Raw genomic sequence first — 19294 nt, forward strand, 5'->3', positions numbered from 1 at the left:
CGTCGACAGGCGCCGTGGCGGCGTCAGCCCTTGGCTGACTCCGCCACGAGCGCCTTCAGCGCGATGTTGAGCCGGAGGACGTTGACCCGGGGCTCGCCGATGAAGCCGAGGATCCGGTCGTCGGTGTGGTCGGCGACGAGCTTGTCGACCTGGGCCACGGTGAGGTGGTTCCGCTGGGCGATCCGGTGGACCTGGAGCTTCGCGTACTCCGGGGAGATGTGCGGGTCGAGGCCGGAGCCGGAGGAGGTGACGGCGTCGGCGGGGACGTCCTCGGGCCGTACGGTGAAGCCGACGACCGAGTTGTCCTTGACGACGGCCGCCTTGGCGTCCGTGACCCACTTGATCAGCTCGGGGTTGTCACCGGAGCGGTTGGTCGCGCCCGACAGGATGATCTTGTACTGGGTGTTGACGGAGTTGGTGCCGAGACCGTTCGACGGGCGCGCCTGGAACCACTTGAGGTCCTGGTAGCTCTGGCCGATGAGTTCGGAGCCGACGACCTTGCCGCTCGCGTCCTTGATCTCGGAGCCGTTGGCCTTGCCGGGGAAGACGAGTTGGGCGATGCCGGTGACGGCGAGCGGGTAGAGCACGCCGAGCACGACCGTGAGGACGAGGAGGGCACGGAAGCCGGCCCAGAGCAACCGCCCCGCGTTTCCAACAGAGTTGTTCATGACGGTCAGCCGATTCCGATGAGGTTGAGGAGCAGGTCGATGAGTTTGATGCCGATGAACGGGGCGATCAGGCCGCCGAGTCCGTAGAGCCCGAGATTGCGGCGGAGCATCGAGTCGGCGCTGCTCGGCCGGTAGCGGACGCCCTTCAGGGCCAGCGGGACCAGGGCGATGATGATCAGCGCGTTGAAGACGACGGCGGAGAGGATCGCGGACTCCGGCGAGGCCAGCTGCATGATGTTGAGCTTGTCGAGCGACGGGTAGGCGACGGCGAACATCGCGGGGATGATCGCGAAGTACTTCGCCACGTCGTTGGCGATAGAGAAGGTGGTCAGCGCTCCCCGGGTGATGAGGAGTTGCTTGCCGATCTCGACGATCTCGATGAGCTTGGTCGGGTCGGAGTCGAGGTCGACCATGTTGCCGGCCTCCTTCGCGGCCGACGTGCCCGTGTTCATGGCCACGCCGACGTCGGCCTGGGCGAGCGCCGGGGCGTCGTTGGTGCCGTCGCCGGTCATCGCGACGAGCTTGCCGCCGGCCTGCTCGCGCTTGATGAGGGCCATCTTGTCCTCGGGGGTGGCCTCGGCGAGGAAGTCGTCGACACCGGCCTCCTCGGCGATGGCCCTGGCGGTCAGCGGGTTGTCACCCGTGATCATGACCGTCTTGATGCCCATGCGGCGCAGCTCGTCGAAGCGCTCGCGCATGCCGTCCTTGACGACGTCCTTCAGGTGGATGACGCCGAGGACACGCGCGCCCTCGCCGTCCGCCACAGCCACGAGCAGCGGCGTGCCACCAGCCTGCGCAATGCGGTCGGTGAGCTGCTGTGCGTCCTCGGCGACATGACCGCCCTGCTCCTCCACCCAGGCCACGACCGAACCGGCCGCGCCCTTCCTGACCTTGCGGCCGTCCATGTCCACGCCCGACATGCGGGTCTGGGCGGTGAACTCGACCCACTCGGCACCCGCGAGCTCGCCCTGGTGGCGCTCGCGCAGCCCGTACTTCTCCTTGGCGAGGACGACGATCGAGCGGCCCTCGGGCGTCTCGTCCGCGAGGGACGACAGCTGGGCTGCGTCGGCGACCTCCGCCTCCGTCGTCCCGCGTACGGGCACGAACTCGGCGGCCTGGCGGTTGCCGAGGGTGATGGTGCCGGTCTTGTCGAGCAGCAGGGTGCTCACGTCGCCGGCGGCCTCGACCGCACGCCCGGACATCGCCAGCACGTTGCGCTGCACGAGCCGGTCCATGCCGGCGATGCCGATCGCGGAGAGCAGCGCGCCGATCGTCGTCGGGATGAGGCAGACGAGGAGCGCGGTGAGGACGATCATCGAGGTCTGCTTGTCGGCCCCGGCGTAGATCGCGAACGGTTTGAGGGTGACCACGGCGAGCAGGAAGACGATCGTCAGCGAGGCGAGCAGGATGTTGAGGGCGATCTCGTTGGGGGTCTTCTGCCGGGCGGCGCCCTCGACCAGGTTGATCATCCGGTCGATGAACGTCTCGCCGGGCTTCGTCGTGATCTTGATGACGACCCGGTCGGACAGCACCTTCGTCCCGCCCGTGACGGCGCAGCGGTCGCCGCCCGACTCCCGGATGACGGGGGCGGACTCGCCGGTGATCGCCGACTCGTCGACCGACGCCACGCCCTCGACGACGTCACCGTCGCCGGGGATGACGTCGCCGGCCTCGCAGACCACGAGGTCGCCGATCGTCAGCTCGGTGCCGGGCACCTGCTCCTCGCCGGTCTTGGTGATCCGGCGGGCGACAGTGTCGGTCTTGGCCTTGCGCAGGGTGTCGGCCTGGGCCTTGCCGCGGCCCTCGGCCACGGCCTCCGCCAGATTGGCGAAGATCGTGGTCAACCACAGCCAGGCGGTGATCGCCCAGCCGAACCAGTCGCCCGGGTGCATGACGGCGAGCACGGTCGTCACCACCGAGCCGACCAGGACCACGAACATGACCGGCGATTTGATCATCACCCGCGGGTCGAGCTTCCGGATCGCATCAGGCAGCGACTTCACCAGCTGCCCCGGGTCGAACAGACCCCCGCCGACCCGGCCGCCCGTGTGGGCGTCCTCCTGGTGCGAGGACCGGGGCGCGTCCTCGTGCGGCGCGCGGGTGGGTGTGAGGGTGCTCATGCTGCCAGCCCTTCGGCGAGCGGACCCAGCGCGAGGGCCGGGAAGTAGGTCAGACCGGTGATGATCATGATGGTGCCGACGAGCAGGCCGGTGAACAGCGGCTTCTCAGTACGCAGGGTGCCCGCGGTCTCGGGTACGGGCGACTGCTCGGCGAGCGAGCCGGCGAGCGCGAGCACGAACACCATGGGCAGGAACCGGCCGAGCAGCATCGCGATGCCGATCGTCGAGTTGAACCACTGGGTGTCGGCGTTCAGGCCGGCGAAGGCGGAGCCGTTGTTGTTGGCGCCGGAGGTGTAGGCGTACAGGATCTCGGAGAAGCCGTGCGCGCCGGAGTTGGTCATCGAGTGCGCGGGCGTCGGCAGGGCCATCGCGAGGGCGGTGAAGCACAGTACGAGCGCCGGGGTGACGAGGATGTAGCAGGCCGCGTATTTGATCTCGCGGGTGCCGATCTTCTTCCCCAGGTACTCGGGGGTGCGGCCGACCATCAGACCCGCGATGAAGACCGCGATGATCGCCATGATCAGCATGCCGTAGAGGCCGGAGCCGACTCCGCCGGGCGCGATCTCGCCGAGCTGCATCCCCAGCAGATTGATGCCGCCGCCGAAGCCCGTGTTGGAGGAGTGGAAGGAGTTGACCGCACCGGTCGACGTCAGCGTGGTCGCGACCGAGAAGATCGCAGACGCGCCGATGCCGAAACGGGTCTCCTTACCCTCCATGGCACCGCCGGCGAGCTCGAACGCCGGGCCCTTGCCCGCGAACTCGGTCCACATCATCAGCGCGGTGAAGCCGAGCCAGATCACGGCCATCGTGCCGAGGATCGCGTACCCCTGCTTGATCGAGCCGACCATGCGGCCGAAGGTCCGTGTCAGCGCGAACGGGATGACGAGAATCAGATAGATCTCGAAGAGGTTGGAGAGCCCGTTGGGGTTCTCGAAGGGGTGGGCGGAGTTGGCGTTGAAGTAACCGCCGCCGTTGGTGCCCAGCTCCTTGATGACCTCCTGCGAGGCGACGGCGCCGCCGTTCCACTGCTGCGCGCCACCCGCGCTGTGCCCATTCAAGAACTGACCCACCTCGTGGATGCCGGAGAAGTTCTGGATCGCGCCGCACGCCACCAGGACCAGCGCGCCGATCACCGAGATCGGCAGCAGGATCCGGACACAGCCGCGCACCAGGTCGGCCCAGAAGTTGCCGAGTTCGCCGGTACGGGACCGGGCGAAGCCGCGGACCAGGGCGACGGCCACGGCGATGCCCACGGCCGCCGAGACGAAGTTCTGCACCGCGAGGCCGCCGGTCTGCACGACATGGCCCATGGCCTGCTCGCCGTAGTACGACTGCCAGTTGGTGTTGGCGACGAAGGACGCGGCCGTGTTGAAGGCCTGGTCCGGGTCGATGGAGACGAAGCCGAGCGAGCCCGGCAGGGAGCCCTGCAGCCGCTGAAGGCCGTACAGGAACAGCACGCTCACCGCGGAGAAGGCGAGCACACCGCGCAGATACGCGGGCCACCGCATCTCCACCGACGGGTTCGCGCCGATCGCCTTGTAGATCCACTTCTCGGGCCGGTAGTGCTTCTCCGAGGAGTACACCTTGGCCATGTGGTCACCGAGCGGCCGGTAGGACAGACCGAGAGCGACGACGAGGGCGAGCAGCTGGAGGATTCCAGCCAGGACGGGACTCATGGCGGGGCTCAGAACCTCTCCGGCTTGACGAGGGCGAGGACCAGATACCCGAGCAGGGCGGCGGCCACGATGAGCCCGACGATGTTCTCGGCACTCACAGCTTCGCCACCCCCCTGGCGATGAACGCCACCAGCGCGAAGACCGCGACCGTGGTGACGACGAAGGCCACGTCGGCCATCGTGAGCTCCTGACAAAAGAGAGCGGATTGTCTGACCAGACGAGGAAACCTCTTTTCGGCCAGGTCACCGCCGCCGTTGACGGACCCCTGACGCGCGCGACGGGCCTCTTGACGCGGTCCTGATGGGGGGCGGAAAGCGACGGCTGGAGGAAGCCCGCTCAGAAGGTCTGCGCGACCTCGACGCCCAGCCAGACCGCGGTGAGACCGGCGGCGGTGCTGCCGGCGAGGTTGGCCGCGGCGTAGGCGCGCGCGCCCGACTCGTACAGCTTCAGCGTCTCGTAGGAGAAGGTGGAGTACGTGGTGAGCGCGCCGCACAGGCCGGTGCCGAGCAGCAGGCCGAGACGGGTCGAGGCGACGCCGGTGAGCAGGCCCAGGACGAAGGAGCCGACGACGTTGACGACGAAGGTGCCCCAGGGGAAGACCGAGTCGTGGCGGGCCTGGACGGCCCGGTCGGTGAGGTAGCGCAGGGGGGCGCCGACGGCGGCGCCGGCGACGACGAGCAGCCAGTTCACGCGGGCGGCTCCCCGGCCGCCGCGGGCGGCCCGTACCGTACGACCTCGCAGGCGTCGAGCAGCACCAGGCCGCCGTCCCGCATCAGCTCGTCGAGCTCGGGCAGGAAGGCCCGCACCCGCTCCTCGGTGTCGACGATCACGATCGCCATCGGCAGGTCCTCGCCGAGCGAGAGCAGCCGGGCGGTGTGCACCAGGGCGGAGGAGCCGAAGCCCTCGACGCCGTGGAAGACGGAGGCCCCGGCCAGTCCCGCGGCGTGCGCGCGGTGCACGATCTCGGTGGACAGCGGGCGGTGGTGCCAGGTGTCGTTCTCGCCGACGAGGGCGGTCAGCCGCAGCGCGCGGCCCGCGAGCCGGGTCATGACGGGATCCTCCGTACGGTGGCGGCGCGGGCGGCGACGACGCCGGCCCAGACGGCGGCGAGCGCGGTCACGGCGGTGCCCCCCAGGTAGAGCAGGGCGCGCGGGACCTCGCCGCCGGCGAGCAGCCGCTGGGTGTCGAGGGAATAGGTCGAGAAGGTGGTGAAGCCGCCGCAGACGCCGGTGCCGAGGAAGGGGCGGACGAGCGGGTGCGGCGGGTTCGCGGTCTCGGTGGCGACCACCATCAGCGCGCCGAGGACGGCGCAGCCGACCGCGTTCACCGTCAGGATCGTCCAGGGGAACGCGCCGGCCGGGGTGGTCCAGAGCAGGGTCGCGGCATAGCGCGCGGTCGCGCCGAGCGCGCCGCCCGCGGCGATCACCCCGACGACCGGCAGCTGTGCGCGGAATCCCATGGCACCAGCGTAGGCGCAGCGCATTCCCGCCGATGGGCAGGGACCCGACCGGGGGGGCCGGGACCCCGCCTCGCGCATGGGTCCCGCCGGATCGGCAGAAACCTCGCCGGTCCCGCGTGGTCCCGCCGGTCGGCAGGGCACCAGCAGCAGGCGCCGCACACCACCGGTCGGCAGGGGGCGGCCCGCCGCTCGGCAGTGGCCCCGCCGTCGGCGGGGACGGCCGGCCGGTCGGCGGGGGACGAGGCGCACAGGCACGGTCTCCGGCCTGGGGCATTAACCGGAGCCCGGCCCGTGCTGCCTCGCCCCGATGTTCCGGGCGGGGCCGCACGGGGGTCAAAGCCGGGCTCCCGAATCTGTCAGATCCCCCCGTGGGGTATCGCGTCCCGTGGCCGGAAAGGGTCGAGCGGGGGTGGGGGTGTGGTCCGGCCACCACCGGGCGGCCCAGACGGGTGCCGTCTCCACCTCGTCCGGGAGGGGTCGGGGACGGGAGTGTGGTGGGGCAGCGGGAGGGAGCTGCACCACCCCCCATGGCAGGAGTGTCGTGAGTACATCCGTCGCAACCGCATCGAGGTTCAGGACCGTCACCGGGCACCGGGACGCGGTCGGCAAGACCGCCGGCGAGGACGTGTACGGCGAACTCTGCGCCGCGCTGTTCTCCGGCTTCCCGCGCCGCGACCAGCGGATGAAGGCCGAGCAGTATCTGAGCGGTCTGCTGACCGCGCAGGGCCGCAAGTCCATCCGCAACATCGCCGCCCAGATCGGCGGCCCGGCCGCCGAGCAGAGCCTGCACCACTTCATCTCCAGCTCCACCTGGGACTGGCGGCCGATGCGCGCCGAGCTGGCCCGGCACGTCCAGCGCACCGCGGCCCCGCAGGCCTGGGTCGTGCGGCCGATGCCGATACCGAAGGCCGGACAGCACTCGGTGGGCGTCGACCGGCGGTTCGACCCGGAGCGCGGGCAGGTCTTCCGCGGGCAGCAGGCGTTCGGTCTGTGGTTCGCCTCCGAGGAGACCAGCGTGCCGGTCAACTGGCGGCTCTTCCTGCCCGATCCGTGGGTCAAGGACCGCACCCGGCGCGACCGGGCCGAGGTCCCGGAGGGCGCCGGCGAGGAGACCCTGGAGGAGTGCGCGGTCAACGCGGCGCTCGACACCGCCCGCTGGCCCGACGTGGCCCGCAAGCCGCTGCTGCTCGACGTGCGCGGCGGCGCGGGCCGGGCGGCCCTGCACCGGCTCGCCCTGGCGGGCGTGCCGGTGGTGGCGCGGATCGGCGCGGGCTGCCGGCTGACCGTCGCGGACCGCTCGCTGCCCGGCTTCGGCTCGGGGCCGCTGACCGCGCTGCAGATCCTGGAGTCGCTGAAGGGGCTGCGCCGTCCGGTGAGCTGGGTGGACTCGGTGCACGGCGTGCGCACCTCGCGGACCTCGCTGGCCACGGCCGTACGGGTCACCCTGCCGGTGCCGGCGGGCGAGCGGCAGCGGCCGCTGCTCCTGCTCGGCGAGTGGGACGAGCCGCAGGAGGCTCCGGCCCGGCTGTGGATCACCGATCTGACCGGTTCGGCGGTCGGTCCGCTGCTGCGGCTGACCAAGCTGTCCCGGCGGGTCGAGCGGGACTTCCGGGCGGTCGGCGAGGGCGCGGGCCTGCGGGACTTCGTGGGCCGTTCCTTCCGCGGCTGGCACCGGCACATCACGCTGGCCTCGGCGGCGCACGCGGCGACGGTGCTCGCCGCGGACCGGAACGCGCCGTTCGGCGCGGCGCCGGCGCGCTCGGCGGGCTGAGGCCGAGCAGAGACCGAGCAGCGATCGAGGTGCTTCCGGGTCGGGGCCGGATCGGTCCCCGGCCCGGGCTTCGGACCGGGGTCCGGGAGTTGGGGCTTCCGGACCCCGTACGGAGTTATTCGGGGTCCGCGGCCAGGGCGGCGCGGCGGCGGGCCAGGACGTCGCGGGTGCGCTGGAGGCGCAGGGCGAGCTGCACTTCGAGGACCTGGCCGGGCTTCTGCCATTCGGTGCCGAGGAGTTCGCCGATGCGCTCCAGGCGGCGGGAGACCGTGTTGGGGTGCACGTGCAGGGCCTCGGCCGCGTTGGTGGGGCTGGCGCCGGAGGCGAAGTAGGCCTCCAGGGTGCGGGTGAGGTCGGTGAACCGCTCGGCGTCGTAGTCCAGTACGGGGCCGATCGCCGACTCGATGAAGCCGTCCACGTCGTGGTCGTCGGAGAGCAGCAGGCCCAGGAAGCCCAGGTCGTCGACGGACGCGGCGGCACCGGCGCCGCCGAGCGCGCTCATGGCGTCCAGGCAGCGCATGGCCTCCTGGGAGAGCCGGGCGACGCTGTCGGGGCTCCAGCCGGGGCCGGCGGCGCCGACGGACACCGGGTGCCCGAGCAGCGGGGCGAGTTCGGCGGAGACGGCCTTCGCGGCGGCGGAGGCGTCCACTCCGGGCAGCAGCAGCACGATGCAGCCGCCCTGCACGGTCTTGAGACCCGCCATCCGGTACGCGTACGAGGACGCCCACACGACGGCGCGGCCCTGCTCGCCGCCCTCGGGCCGGGCCACCACCAGGATGTGCGGCTTGCGCAGGTCGATGCCGAGGCGGCGGGCGCGCTGGGCGATCTGCTGCGGGGCGTGCTGCGGCTCGGCGAGCAGGTCGTCGAGGAGCTCGTCGCGGACGGGGCCCTCGGCGACGGCGGTGGAGCGCTGCATGAGGAGCAGGAAGGCGACGGACTGGGCGGCGAGTTCGAGCAGGCGCTCGTCCTCGCCGGTGAGCGGGGTGGCGGCGCTGACGACGAGGACGCCGAGGTCCTCGGAGCCGGCGATGACCGGGGCGACCCAGGTCTGCGCGGGGCCGGTCTGCGCCGGGACTCCGGTCTGGGGGGTGTCGTCGGGGGCGCGGACGGGACGGCGGCCGGCGTGCGCGTCGAGGGAGGCCTTCGCCACCGCGTCCTCGTCGAAGGCGGGGACCTCGCCGGCGGCGGCGAGCGTGCGGCCGCCCGGGTCGCGGACCAGGACGCAGGCGTCGAGGGCGTCGCCGGCGGTCTTGGCGACGCCGAGGAGGTCGCCGCCGGACAGCACCAGGTTCATGATCCGGCCGTGCGCCTCGCCGATGTAGCGCATGCGGGTGAGCGCGGTACGGGCGCGGGAGCTGTCCTGCTCCAGTTCGGTGACCTCGGCGCGGGTCTGGTCGAGGAGCCCGGCCTTCTCGGTGGCGACGGCGGCCAGGTCGGCGAGCGGGGCGAGCAGGCCGAGCTCGCCGTCGGCGAACCGGCGGGCCCTGCGGTCCCCGCCGTACAGCAGGCCGAGGACGGTGTCGCCGATCCGCAGCGGCACGGCGAGCACCGCGCGCAGTCCCTCGTCGCGCACCAGCCGGTCGACGGCGGGCACGTGCGGGAAGCGGTCGTCCGTCAGATAGTCCTCGGTCCAGGCCGGTCCGCCGAGGACATGGACGAGTCCGCCCAGCCCCTCGCGCTCCAGAGCGGCGGTGCAGCCGGCCGGGTCGAGGACGGTCAGCCCGCCCTCGCTGCTGTGCAGCACGCGCGTGCCGTGCGCGTCGCGCAGGGTGACGCAGGCCAGGTCGAGGTCGAGGAGCCGGCGGGCGCGGCGGACGATCAGGCGCAGCAGCCCGTCGAGGTCGTACGGGTGGGTGAGGTCGCGGACGGTGTCGGCGAGCGCGTCGAGCGCGAGGCCGCGCTGCTCACGGCGGGCGAGCGACTGGGCGACTCCGGTCGCGAGGTGCACGGCCCGCTCCAGATGGGCGAGTTCGGCGGCCGGGCGGCCGGCCTCGCGGGCCCCGTCGAGCAGTTCGGCGAGCCGCTCCGGCGGCGCCTGCTGGGCGAGCAGCTCCAGCACGGAGAGCGCGTCCACGCTTCCGCCCCCGTCCGTGCCGTGGTGGGACATCTATCAACTCCCGCTGTCGTGCAGCTCAGTCGTGCAGCTCAGTCGTGCAGCTCTGTCGTGCAGTTGTCGGTCAACGGTGGGATCCACCCGTTCATTCCCGCTTCCCTCCCGTTCGCTCCCGTTCGCTCCTCTTGCGCCCCTTCCGGGGCGGCATGGCGCGACGGGGCGTCAGGAGCGGGCGGAGCGCGGCCGGATCAGACCGGCGCGCCCGCGAACGACGCGCCCGCGAAGGCGGGTACGAGCCGGGGCGTACGGGCCCACACGCCGGGCGCCTGCGCGGGCACCCGGGGCGGCCGGGCGCCGTCCCGGACGGTGAGCAGCGAGCGGTAGAGCCGGCGCAGCCGCGCGGAGGGCTCCCGGTCGCCGTCGACGAGGAGCGCGCCGCACAGGCGCTGGTAGACGTCGAGGGCGTCCTCAGTACGCCCGGAGCGCAGCAGCGCGACCATGAACTGGGCGTGCAGCGCCTCGTTGACGGGGTGCCGGGCGACGAGGGTGGCGAGTTCGGGGACCATCTCGGCGTGCTTGCCGAGGCCCAGCTGCGCCTCCACCCACTGGTCGAGGACGCTCATCCGGGAGGCGGCCAGGCGCGCGGTCTCGGCGCGCAGCCGGGGGCCGGCGGCCACGCCCTCGTAGGGCTCGCCGCGCCAGAGGGCGAGGGCCTCGCCGAGCCGGAGCGCGGCCCGGGACAGGTCGCCGGCCTCCATGGCGCGGTAGCCGGCGCCCGCGGCGCGCTCGAACCGGCCGACGTCGTGGGAGCCGCCGCCGGTGTCGAGGCGGTAGCCGCCGGACTGGGCGGCGAGCACGGTCTCGGCGGTGCGCCCGTCCGCGGTGCGCCCTTCGCCCGTACGCCCGTCGCTCGTACGCCCCTCGCCCGCACGCCGGTCGCCGTCGTGGAGGGCGGCGGCGATGAGCGCGCGAAGTCCCGTGATGTGCGCGTGGAGTTCGGCGCGGGCGCCGCGCGGGCCGCCGGACGGCCACAGTTCGGCCATGAGCACGGTGGCCGGCACGACCTGGTCGGCGGAGGCGGCGAGCAGCGCGAGCACCTGTCGCGGCGCGGCGGCGGTCGGGGTGATCGACACCCCGTTCTCGCACACCGAAAGTCCCCCCAGGATCCGGACGTCCACCTTGCCCCCTCAGTGTCTGCGCACGGGATGACCCTGGACGATTAGAAAAGAGACCGCGCGGCATGTCAATAAGAAACCGGACGGTATGGAATCTCCGAACCCCGTGGGCGGAAATTTTGCCCGGTTCGCCCCACTTTTGACCCATCAACAACGCGTAAGGATGTGAGGAAACGTACTCGCGGATCCAGATACTGGACCCACGGGTATGGTTTGCCGCTCGTTTTCAGGCAGGCGTGCGGGCACCTTCCGGCCAGCGGCACGAGAAAACCGGCATGGCGGTTTTCTTTGAGATCATGATGGCCCGGCGCGGACGCAGGGGGAAGCACCCCACCACCAGGAAGTGACGCATCAGGAGATGACGTCCGGGGGACGCCAGGGGTACGGGCCGGGAACGGCCGCGGGGAGGCCCCACGTGGAAGGGCTCACGCGGAAGGGCCTCCCCGGAGGGGCCCGGCCGGCCGGAGCCTCGCCTAGGAGGCCTCGTCCGTGAGGCCGAGCGCGCGGGCGCCGCGGCCCGGCTCCAGGTCCAGCATGGTGAGCACGGCCGGCACCACGATGCTGGGCAGTAAGTGCTGGTAGAGCGCGGAGGCCCAGCGCTCCATGGAGGACCGGTCGCCCTCCAGCGCATGGGTCATCAGATTGAGCCCGGCGTAGGCGCCGACCACCAGCGGGGCCACCTGCTCGGGGTCGGCGTGCGGCAGCAGCTCACCCTGTCCCTTCGCCTCGCGCAGCAGGCTCACGTTGATGTCGGTCCACTCGCGGTAGGGGCCGCTGCGGTTGAGGTCGTGACCGCCCTGGTCGAGGGTGAGCCGGACGCTGCCGCTGAGCACCCGGTCGACGGTGAGCCGGTGCGCGAAGACCATGCCGACGTCCACGAACTCCTGGACCTTGCAGGTCTGCGGCGGGGGCGTGGGCACCACGGACACCTGTGCGTCGATCACCGCGTGCGCGAGGTCTTCCTTGGAGTCGAAGTGGAAGTAGAGCGCGCCCTTGGTCACCTGGGCGAGGGCGAGGATGTCGGAGAGCTTCGCCGCCTCGTAGCCCCGCTCGTCGAAGACGGCCGCCGCCGCCTCCAGGATCGCCCTGCGGGTACGGATCGCCCGATCCTGCTTCGCCATGGGAGTCACGTCCCTCTCATCGCGCCCGAACCGGCATCCCGGTGGCCCGAGAAAACAAACCTTGGGGTACCAATTTTCCGGCAGCTGGAAGATACCCGAAGCCGTGTTCGCAATGAACCCGAACGCCCGGCCATCGCCGAATACGCGCCCCTGACCAGCTCATTTGCCGATCTACTCGAGTAAGAGAACGTCAGGTCGGTGCCGCTCGCACCGACCTGACAGCGTGCTCGTTCTCCTCGTACGTCACTCAGGGCGACCGGAAAACCGACCCTCCGGTCCCCTGTTCGGTATACCGGCCGGTCAGCCGCTCACCACGGCCGAGGCGGTGAGCAGCCCGAAGGCCGCCAGGACGAGCAGCGTGCGGAGGAGGTGGAAGCGGTTCCAGGGCCGCTCGAAGGCCGCCCGTACCGCGCCCGCCGACTCACCGGCAGACCCACCGGCAGACGCGCCGGCCGGTTCGGAGGCGGCGAGGGCGGTGTTGAGCGGGATGTTCCCGGCCACGGTGACCAGATGGTTCGCCACCGCGGCCGCCAGGCCCGCCGCCACCAGCCACTTCTGCGTGTCGGTGCGCCCGTCGACCGGCACGAACAGGGCGGCCGCCGGGAAGACCACGACCCCCAGGAAGACCAGCAGGAAAACCGGCCTCGGCACGTACTCGTTGATCCGCCGCATCGCACGGACGAACTCCTCGTCCGAGAGCCGGGCCAGGGCGGGCATGACCCCGGTGCGGAAGATCAGCATGAATCCGGCGTAGAGACCCGTGGACACGACGGCGAGGGCGAGCAGCAGGGCGGCCATGAACTCCATGATGCCGGGGCCCCGCTCAGTCCGCGTACGGGTCGGCGGAACCCTCGCGGCCGCCGAGCCGGTCGGCCTGCCGGATGGCCTCGGCCAGCTCCCGTACGGACGCCGAGCGGGACCGGTCGGCGAGGGCGCCCGCGCGGGCCGCGAGGCCGGACAGCTGCGGGGCGCCGGGCACCTGGCCGCCGCGCAGCCGGTCGGCGAAGTAGGCGGCGATGGCGGTCAACTGGAGGCTGTCGTGGCCGCCGCCCCAGATCGGCGCGGTGAGCGCGGCGGTCTCGACGGTGCCGGAGCGCTCGTGCGGGGCGCGGGTCGCGGGGTCGAGCCAGCGGACGGTGGCGGTGGCGACCCGGCCCTGCTGTCCGGGCCGCAGCTTCACCGCGTACAGCGCGGTCACGGTGTGCCCGGCGCCGACCTCGCCGCCGTCCACCCGGTCGTCGCGGAAGTCCTCGTCGGCGACCTTGCGGTTGTCGTAGCCGATGAGCTTGAAGCTCTCCACGGTCTTCGGGTCGAAGGCGACCTGCGCCTTGGCGTCGCGGGCGCGCAGTTCGATGTGGCTGGGGAGCTGGTCGACGAAGACCTTGCGGGCCTGCTCGGAGGTGCCGACGTAGCTGGTGTGGCCGTCGCCCTTGTCGGCGAGCTGCTCCATGAAGGCGTCGCCGTAGTCGCTGCCGACGCCGACGCCGAACAGCGTGATGCCGTACGTGCGGCGCTCCTTGTCGATGCGCTCCAGGATGCCGGAGGCCTCTGTGTCGCCGGTGTTGGCGAGGGCGTCGGAGAGCAGCACGACCCGGTTGGTGGCGCCCTTGCGGCGGCCCTCGACGGCGACGTCGTAACCGGTGCGGACGCCCGCCTCGACGTTGGTGGAGGAGGTGGTCTCCAGGGCGTCGACGACCTCGTGGATCCGGCCGCGGTTGGGGCCGACGCGGGTCATGGGGAGCCGGGTCTCGGCGTCGGAGCTGAAGGTGACGAGGGCGACGGAGTCGTCGTCGCGGAGCTTGTCGGCGAGCAGCCCGAGGGACTCCTTGACCAGGTCGAGGCGGCCCGGTTCGCCCATGGAGCCGGAGATGTCGACGACGAAGGTGAGGGCGGCGGGCGGGCGTTCGCCGTCGCTGGGCTTCGTGGCGAGGCCGACGCGTACGAGGGACCAGCCGGGCGCGTCGGAGCGGGCGCCGTCGACGGTGACGCTGAAGCCGTTGTCCTCGGGACGCTGGTAGTCCGGTTTGAAGCTGTTGACGAACTCCTCGGGGCGGACGTCCGCCGGGTCGGGCAGCCGGCCCTCGGCGAGGGTGCGGCGGGCGTAGCCGTACGAGGCGGTGTCGACGTCGAGCGCGAAGGTGGACAGCCGGTCCGGGGCGGGCGCGGGCTTCCCGTCGGGGGCCCTGCTCGGCGCCTTCTCCGCCGCGCCCTTGCCGCCGTCGGGGACGGCCGGACGGTTCGGCGCGGGCGCGCCCCGGTCGGCGCGGGAGCCGTCCGCACTGGTGCGCGAACCGTTTGCGCCGCCCGCGCAGCCCGCGACCAGCAGGACGCCTCCGAGCGTTCCGGCGACCACACCGGCCAGCCTTCGCTTCATGATCCGCTTCATGGGCATATCCCCCATCTCCTCATCTCCCCCTGGGAGGTCGGCACTTGTGAATGTGACGTTCGGGAGGGCCGGAAGGAGCAGACGAAGGAGTTGCGGAAGGATCTCAATGCGGCAACGGCGGCGGGGGCGCGCTGCCGTGGCAGGGATTCGCCATCCTTGTCAACAGGGGTTGTCACCGTACGCAGTCGCGTGCGTACATGGAGTGGCACACCGATCGGGCGGGGGTGGTCAGCGGTGGCAGAGACAGCGGGCTCCGTGATGCTCGCCCGTTCGGCGATGGGCCGGGCCGGGCCGGAGCCGCAGCGTCCGCCGGGGCGTCCGGTGCGCGGCACCCGCCGGGTCAGCGCCGCGCTCGCGGGCCTGGCGGCGTCCGCGCGGCACGAGTTGCTGACCTTCGACGACCCGGCGGCCTCCGTGTCGCGCGCGATCCCCGAGCCGTTCCTGGAGCTGGCGGGAGCGTGCATGCGCGCGGCGGCGGAGCGGGCCGGCGAGGTCCGCCGGATCGTGCCCCGGCACGCCCTCCCCCAGGTGGCGGGGGCGGTCCGGGTCCCCGGCCGGGCCCGGGTGGCCGAGACCATCCCGTTCAAGATGATCGTCGTGGACCGCACGGTCGCCGCGGTCCCGCTCGACCTGGAGCTGCACTACAACGGGCTGCTCCTGATCCGCGACCCGGTGGTCGTCCAGGCTCTGGTCCGGGCCCATCACGCCTCGTGGGACACCAGCCAGGAGCTGGCCGGCCTGACCCCTCCCGCCCGCGAACTGCCGCCGCAGCTGCGCCCCGTGCTCGACGCCCTCCTCGCGGGGCTCACCGACGAGACGGCCGCGGCCCGCCTGGGCATGTCGCCGCGGACGTACAGCCGGAGGGTGGGTGAGCTGATGGCGGCCCTGGGCACCACGAGCCGCTTCCGCGCGGGGGCGGAAGCGGCTCGAAGGGGGTGGATCTAGACGGCCGACAAGGGTGGTTCGTCCCGGTTCAGGACACGATGTCCTTGCGGGCGAAGCCCCGGAAGGCGAGGGCGAAGAGGATCAGGGCGTACGTGACGGAGACCGCCGCGCCCTTGGCCATGCCCGTCCACTCCAGCTGCGGCTGGAGCGCGTCGATCCAGGAGAACTGCCAGTGCGCCGGGAGGAAGGAGCGCCAGTCGCCGAGGGCGGTGACCGCGTCGAGGACGTTGCCGATGATGGTGAGTCCGACGGCGCCGCCGACCGCGCCCAGAGGTGCGTCGGTGCGGGTGGAGAGCCAGAAGGCGAGGCCCGCGGTGACGAGTTGGGACACGAAGACGAAGGCGACGGCGATGCCGATCCGCAGCAGCGACTCGCCGGCCGGGAGCGCGCCGCCGGTGGGCAGCTTCAGCGGGCCCCAGCCGTAGGCGACGGTGCCGGCGGCGAGCGCGGCCAGCGGAAGGAGCAGCATCGCGGCGGCGCTGAAGCCGAGGGCCACGGCGAGCTTGGACCACAGCAGCCGGGCGCGCGGCACGGGTGCGGCAAGCAGATAGCGCAGTGAGGACCAGCCGGCCTCGGAGGCCACGGTGTCGCCGCAGAAGAGGGCGACCGGGATCACCAGGAGGAAGCCCGCGGAGACGAAGAGACAGGTGGCGACGAAGTTGGCGGCCGAGGCGGTCGCCGTGTCCATCAGGGTGATCCGGCCGTTCTCGGCGCCGTCCGGTGAGCCGCCGATGGCGAAGGCGACGATGAGGACGAACGGGAGGGCGGCCAGGATCAGCCCCATGACCAGGGTGCGGCGGCGCTTGAGCTGGCGCAGGGCCTCGACCCGCAGCGGCAGGGTGCGGCCCGGCGCGTAACCGGTCGCGGTGGCGGCGGCGGGTGCGTCGGTAGCGGTCGTCATGCCGTCTCTCCTCCGATCAGGGTCAGGAACGCGTCCTCGAGCCGCCGGTGCGGTCCGACGCCGGTCACCGGCAGTTCGAGCCGGACGAGTTCGCCGATGAGTTCGGTGGCGGTCCGGCCGTCGAGCGGTACGAGCAGGCCCGCGTCGGTCCGTACGGCGGCCAGTTTCTCCACCACCGGGTCCGGCACCGGGCCCGCCAGGGTGACGAGCAGGGTGTCGCCGTTGCCGGTGATCTCGCCGACCGGGCCGGCCTGGACGAGGCCGCCGCGGTCCATCACCACGAGGTGGGTGCAGGACTGTTCGACCTCGGCGAGGAGGTGGCTGGAGACGATGACGGTCCGGCCCCCGGCCGCGTACCGGATCATCACCTCCCGCATCTCGCGGATCTGCGGCGGGTCGAGCCCGTTGGTCGGCTCGTCCAGGATCAGCAGGTCGGGCAGGCCCAGCATGGCCTGGGCGATGGCGAGCCGCTGCCGCATGCCCTGCGAGTAGGTGCGCACGGAGCGCTGCAGGGCGCCGCCGAGGTTGGCGATGCGCAGCGCCTCGTCGAGGTGGGCGTCCTCGGCGGGGCGGCCGGTGGAGGCCCAGTACAGCTCCAGGTTCTCCCGCCCGGACAGGTGCGGCAGGAACCCGGCGCCCTCGACGAAGGCGCCGACCCTGGACAGCACCGGGGCGCCGGGCCGGATGGCGTGCCCGAAGACCCGGATCTCGCCCTCGTCGGGGGTGATCAGGCCCATCAGCATGCGCAGGGTGGTGGTCTTGCCGGCGCCGTTGGGGCCGAGCAGGCCGAGGACCTGGCCCTGTTCGACCCGGAACGACAGCTCGCGGACGCTGTACCGGTCGCCGCCCGCGTACTTCTTGCTGAGGCCGGTGATCTGCAGGGGTACGTGGGCCAGTTCGGGGTCCGGGGCGGGGGCCGTGGTGCGGCGCCGGGCGGTCAGCAGCAGCACGGCGGCCACGACGGCGCCGCCGAGCGGCAGGCCCCAGGCCCACCACGGAAGGCCGGTGGCCTGGGTGGTGACGGCCGGCGCGGTCGGCACGGTCAGCGGGCCCTCGACGGCGGCGGTGTACGTGGCGGGGGCGGCCGGGGACGCGTAGCCGAGGTCGGTCGCGGCGAGCACAAGACGCAGCCGGTGCCCGGCCGGGACCTCGTGGTCGACGGCCGGGAGGGTGAGGTCGACGGTGCGGCCCCGGGCGGCGCCGTCGATCCGGACCGGGGCGACGAGCTGGGCGGGCAGCACCTGCTGCCGGCCGTCCGGCCCCAGGTCGTACACCTTGGCGAAGACGACGGCCGAACCGTCGGGGGCGGTCGAGGTGACCCGCACCCGGACGGTGGGCGTGCCGGTGATCCGCAGCGGCGCGGACTGCGGCCGGGCGTCGAAGGCGGCGAACTGACCGGGGAAGTCGAGGGAGAAGCCCGCGCCGAGGGAGGACAACTGGCTCAGCCCGCCGCCGAGCCCGGGCACGGCGGACAGGGCGGGCGGGTTGGCGCCGGCCGGGTTGGCGAAGGGGCGCGGGGCGGAGGGGCCGGTGGCCGAGGCGGTCCTGCCCTCGGCCGTGGCATTCGCCGGGCGGTCGGCGGGGGTGCCCGCCGGGGCGCCGGCCTGCGCGGAGAGGGCCACCTTCACCGTACCCGCGGCGAGCCCGGGGTAGCGGTCGGCGGTGGCGCCGCGCAGGGTGGCCCGGCCGTCGGTGGAGTCCACGCCGCCGGTCCGGCTGACCCGGAAGGCCGGGCCGGTGTCGGCGCCGGTGTCCTGCTTCAGATAGCGGTCGAACCAGGCGCCGATCCGGCCCTCGATCCGGTCGGTCTCGCGGTCGCCGCCGTCATGCCCGCCGGCGGTCCAGTCGACGGCGACGGGCGCGCCGTTGCCCGCGATGGTCCGGGCCATGGCGTCGGCCTGATCGAGCGTGAACAGCGAATCGGCCTGCCCCTGCACGATCAGCGCGGGCACCTTGATGCGCGCGCCGACGGCGGACGGGCTGCGCGCCTCCAGGAGAGCGCGGGCGGCGGGATCGGGCCGCCCGGACACGGCGACCCGCTGGTAGAGGGCACAGACCTCGGGGCTGAAGCGCCCACAGGCGGTGGGGGCGGCGGGCGTGCCGGCGGCGGTGGCGGGCGTGGCACCCGGAATCGAGCCGTCCCGAGACGTGCCCGGCCGGCCCGCCGAGGCCGTCGGGGCCGGCGCCGCGCCGGGCGTGTCGGCGCCCTTCGGGGCCGCCGGAGCGGTCGGGTCCGCCGGGGCCTGCCCGTTCGGGCCTGAGCCGCGCGGGGCGGTCGCGCCCGCCGAGAAGAAGATGCCCGACCACAGCTTCTTGAAGACGCCGTTCGGGAACAGCGCGTCGGCGAGGTTCCAGTACGTGATCTGCGGCGCGACCGCGTCGACGCGCGGGTCGTGGCCGGCGGCGAGCAGCGCGACCGCGCCGCCGTAGGACGCGCCGGTGATGCCGACGCGCGGGTCGCCCGGCTTGTCGAGCAGGACCTCGGGCCGGGCGGCGAGCCAGTCGACGAGCCCGCGGACGTCCTTGACCTCGCGCTCCGGGTCGTTGAGGCCGATCTGTCCGGTGGAGGCGCCGAAGCCGCGCGCGGACCAGGTGAGGACGGCGTAGCCGTCGCGGGCCAGCCGTTCGGCCTGGGCGCGGACATCGTCCTTGGAGCCGCCGAAGCCGTGGCCGAGGAGCACGGCGGGGCGGCGCCCGGCATCGTCGCCCGCGGTGAAGTACGAGGTGTCGAGCCGTACGCCGTCGAGGTCGAGCATCCGGTCCGCGCGGTGCACGGGCGCGGGCCCGTCGGAGGCGACGGCGGTCCAGGTGCCGGCGCCGCCGAGGAGCACGGCGAGCGCGGCGCCGGCCGCGGCCCACCGCCGCAGGCCCTTGCGGGGAAGTCGCAGCTGCATGGCATCGAGCCTAGGCGGACCGGGGGCCGCGCCCCGGGTGCCCCGGTCGGAACTCGGAGGCCTCCTCCGGTCGTACGCGGTACCGTCCCGTACACCAGGCGCGGTACGCGGCACGGGAGGTGCAC

The 19294-nt window shown here is 72.9% G+C and carries 16 protein-coding genes; 2 read left to right on the forward strand and 14 right to left on the reverse strand.

Going from position 1 to position 19294, the window contains the following annotated elements:
- Positions 1-23: 23 nt before the first annotated feature.
- From JAO84_RS12165 to crcB (JAO84_RS12195), 7 genes are all read right to left on the reverse strand, one after another.
- Positions 24-668, reverse strand: coding sequence for a potassium-transporting ATPase subunit C (locus JAO84_RS12165; RefSeq protein WP_370412883.1), 645 nt, complete (start codon positions 666-668; stop codon positions 24-26).
- A gap of 5 nt (positions 669-673) precedes the next feature.
- Entirely contained in the window at positions 674-2788 is a 2115-nt protein-coding gene (kdpB, locus tag JAO84_RS12170; RefSeq protein ID WP_370412884.1) for a potassium-transporting ATPase subunit KdpB, read from the reverse strand.
- On the reverse strand, positions 2785-4464 hold the full coding sequence (gene kdpA, locus JAO84_RS12175) for a potassium-transporting ATPase subunit KdpA (protein WP_370412885.1): 1680 nt from the start codon (positions 4462-4464) through the stop codon (positions 2785-2787). The genes kdpB and kdpA overlap by 4 nt, the downstream gene beginning before the upstream one ends.
- Before the next feature lie 8 nt (positions 4465-4472).
- On the reverse strand, positions 4473-4562 hold the full coding sequence (kdpF, locus tag JAO84_RS12180) for a K(+)-transporting ATPase subunit F (protein ID WP_057950521.1): 90 nt from the start codon (positions 4560-4562) through the stop codon (positions 4473-4475).
- A gap of 238 nt (positions 4563-4800) precedes the next feature.
- The gene (gene crcB / locus JAO84_RS12185) at positions 4801-5154 is read right to left on the reverse strand and encodes a fluoride efflux transporter CrcB (protein ID WP_370412886.1); all 354 of its coding nucleotides are present in this window, start codon (positions 5152-5154) and stop codon (positions 4801-4803) included.
- A complete protein-coding gene (locus tag JAO84_RS12190; RefSeq protein WP_370412887.1) occupies positions 5151-5513 on the reverse strand; it encodes a DUF190 domain-containing protein in 363 nt (120 codons plus the stop codon). The genes crcB (JAO84_RS12185) and JAO84_RS12190 overlap by 4 nt, the downstream gene beginning before the upstream one ends.
- Positions 5510-5923 carry a fluoride efflux transporter CrcB gene (crcB, locus tag JAO84_RS12195; protein ID WP_370412888.1) on the reverse strand — a complete coding sequence of 138 codons (414 nt, stop codon included), beginning with the start codon at positions 5921-5923 and terminating at the stop codon, positions 5510-5512. Before crcB (JAO84_RS12195) ends, JAO84_RS12190 begins: the two co-directional genes overlap by 4 nt.
- Before the next feature lie 625 nt (positions 5924-6548).
- On the opposite strand from crcB (JAO84_RS12195), the gene JAO84_RS12200 reads away from it, so the two are divergent.
- On the forward strand, positions 6549-7694 hold the full coding sequence (locus JAO84_RS12200) for a transposase (RefSeq protein WP_265862753.1): 1146 nt from the start codon (positions 6549-6551) through the stop codon (positions 7692-7694).
- A gap of 115 nt (positions 7695-7809) precedes the next feature.
- Here the strand turns inward: JAO84_RS12200 and JAO84_RS12205 are convergent, their stop codons facing one another.
- From JAO84_RS12205 to JAO84_RS12225, 5 genes are all read right to left on the reverse strand, one after another.
- Positions 7810-9801, reverse strand: a complete 1992-nt coding sequence (locus JAO84_RS12205) for a GAF domain-containing protein (RefSeq protein WP_370412889.1) — start codon at positions 9799-9801, stop codon at positions 7810-7812.
- A 194-nt stretch (positions 9802-9995) separates the two neighbouring features.
- Positions 9996-10925: a BTAD domain-containing putative transcriptional regulator gene (locus JAO84_RS12210; protein ID WP_370412890.1), complete on the reverse strand. Its 930-nt coding sequence runs from the start codon at positions 10923-10925 to the stop codon at positions 9996-9998.
- A gap of 470 nt (positions 10926-11395) precedes the next feature.
- Positions 11396-12043, reverse strand: coding sequence for a ScbR family autoregulator-binding transcription factor (locus tag JAO84_RS12215; RefSeq protein WP_370412891.1), 648 nt, complete (start codon positions 12041-12043; stop codon positions 11396-11398).
- Positions 12044-12343: 300 nt separating this feature from the next.
- Positions 12344-12841, reverse strand: coding sequence for a DUF1772 domain-containing protein (locus JAO84_RS12220; RefSeq protein ID WP_370412892.1), 498 nt, complete (start codon positions 12839-12841; stop codon positions 12344-12346).
- Between the two features lie 25 nt (positions 12842-12866).
- Positions 12867-14417, reverse strand: coding sequence for a von Willebrand factor type A domain-containing protein (locus JAO84_RS12225; RefSeq protein ID WP_370412893.1), 1551 nt, complete (start codon positions 14415-14417; stop codon positions 12867-12869).
- A gap of 246 nt (positions 14418-14663) precedes the next feature.
- Here JAO84_RS12225 and JAO84_RS12230 point away from each other — a divergent pair, with 246 nt between their 5' ends.
- Positions 14664-15374, forward strand: a complete 711-nt coding sequence (locus JAO84_RS12230) for a DNA-binding response regulator (protein WP_265862582.1) — start codon at positions 14664-14666, stop codon at positions 15372-15374.
- Between the two features lie 28 nt (positions 15375-15402).
- Here JAO84_RS12230 and JAO84_RS12235 read toward each other — a convergent pair whose 3' ends face one another.
- Together JAO84_RS12235 and JAO84_RS12240 are read right to left on the reverse strand one after the other, a co-directional pair.
- On the reverse strand, positions 15403-16275 hold the full coding sequence (locus JAO84_RS12235) for an ABC transporter permease (RefSeq protein ID WP_370412894.1): 873 nt from the start codon (positions 16273-16275) through the stop codon (positions 15403-15405).
- Positions 16272-19169, reverse strand: coding sequence for an alpha/beta fold hydrolase (locus JAO84_RS12240; RefSeq protein WP_370412895.1), 2898 nt, complete (start codon positions 19167-19169; stop codon positions 16272-16274). The genes JAO84_RS12235 and JAO84_RS12240 overlap by 4 nt, the downstream gene beginning before the upstream one ends.
- Between the last annotated feature and the right edge of the window lie 125 nt (positions 19170-19294).

This window comes from Streptomyces fradiae (assembly GCF_041270065.1).
Classification (GTDB): domain Bacteria; phylum Actinomycetota; class Actinomycetes; order Streptomycetales; family Streptomycetaceae; genus Streptomyces.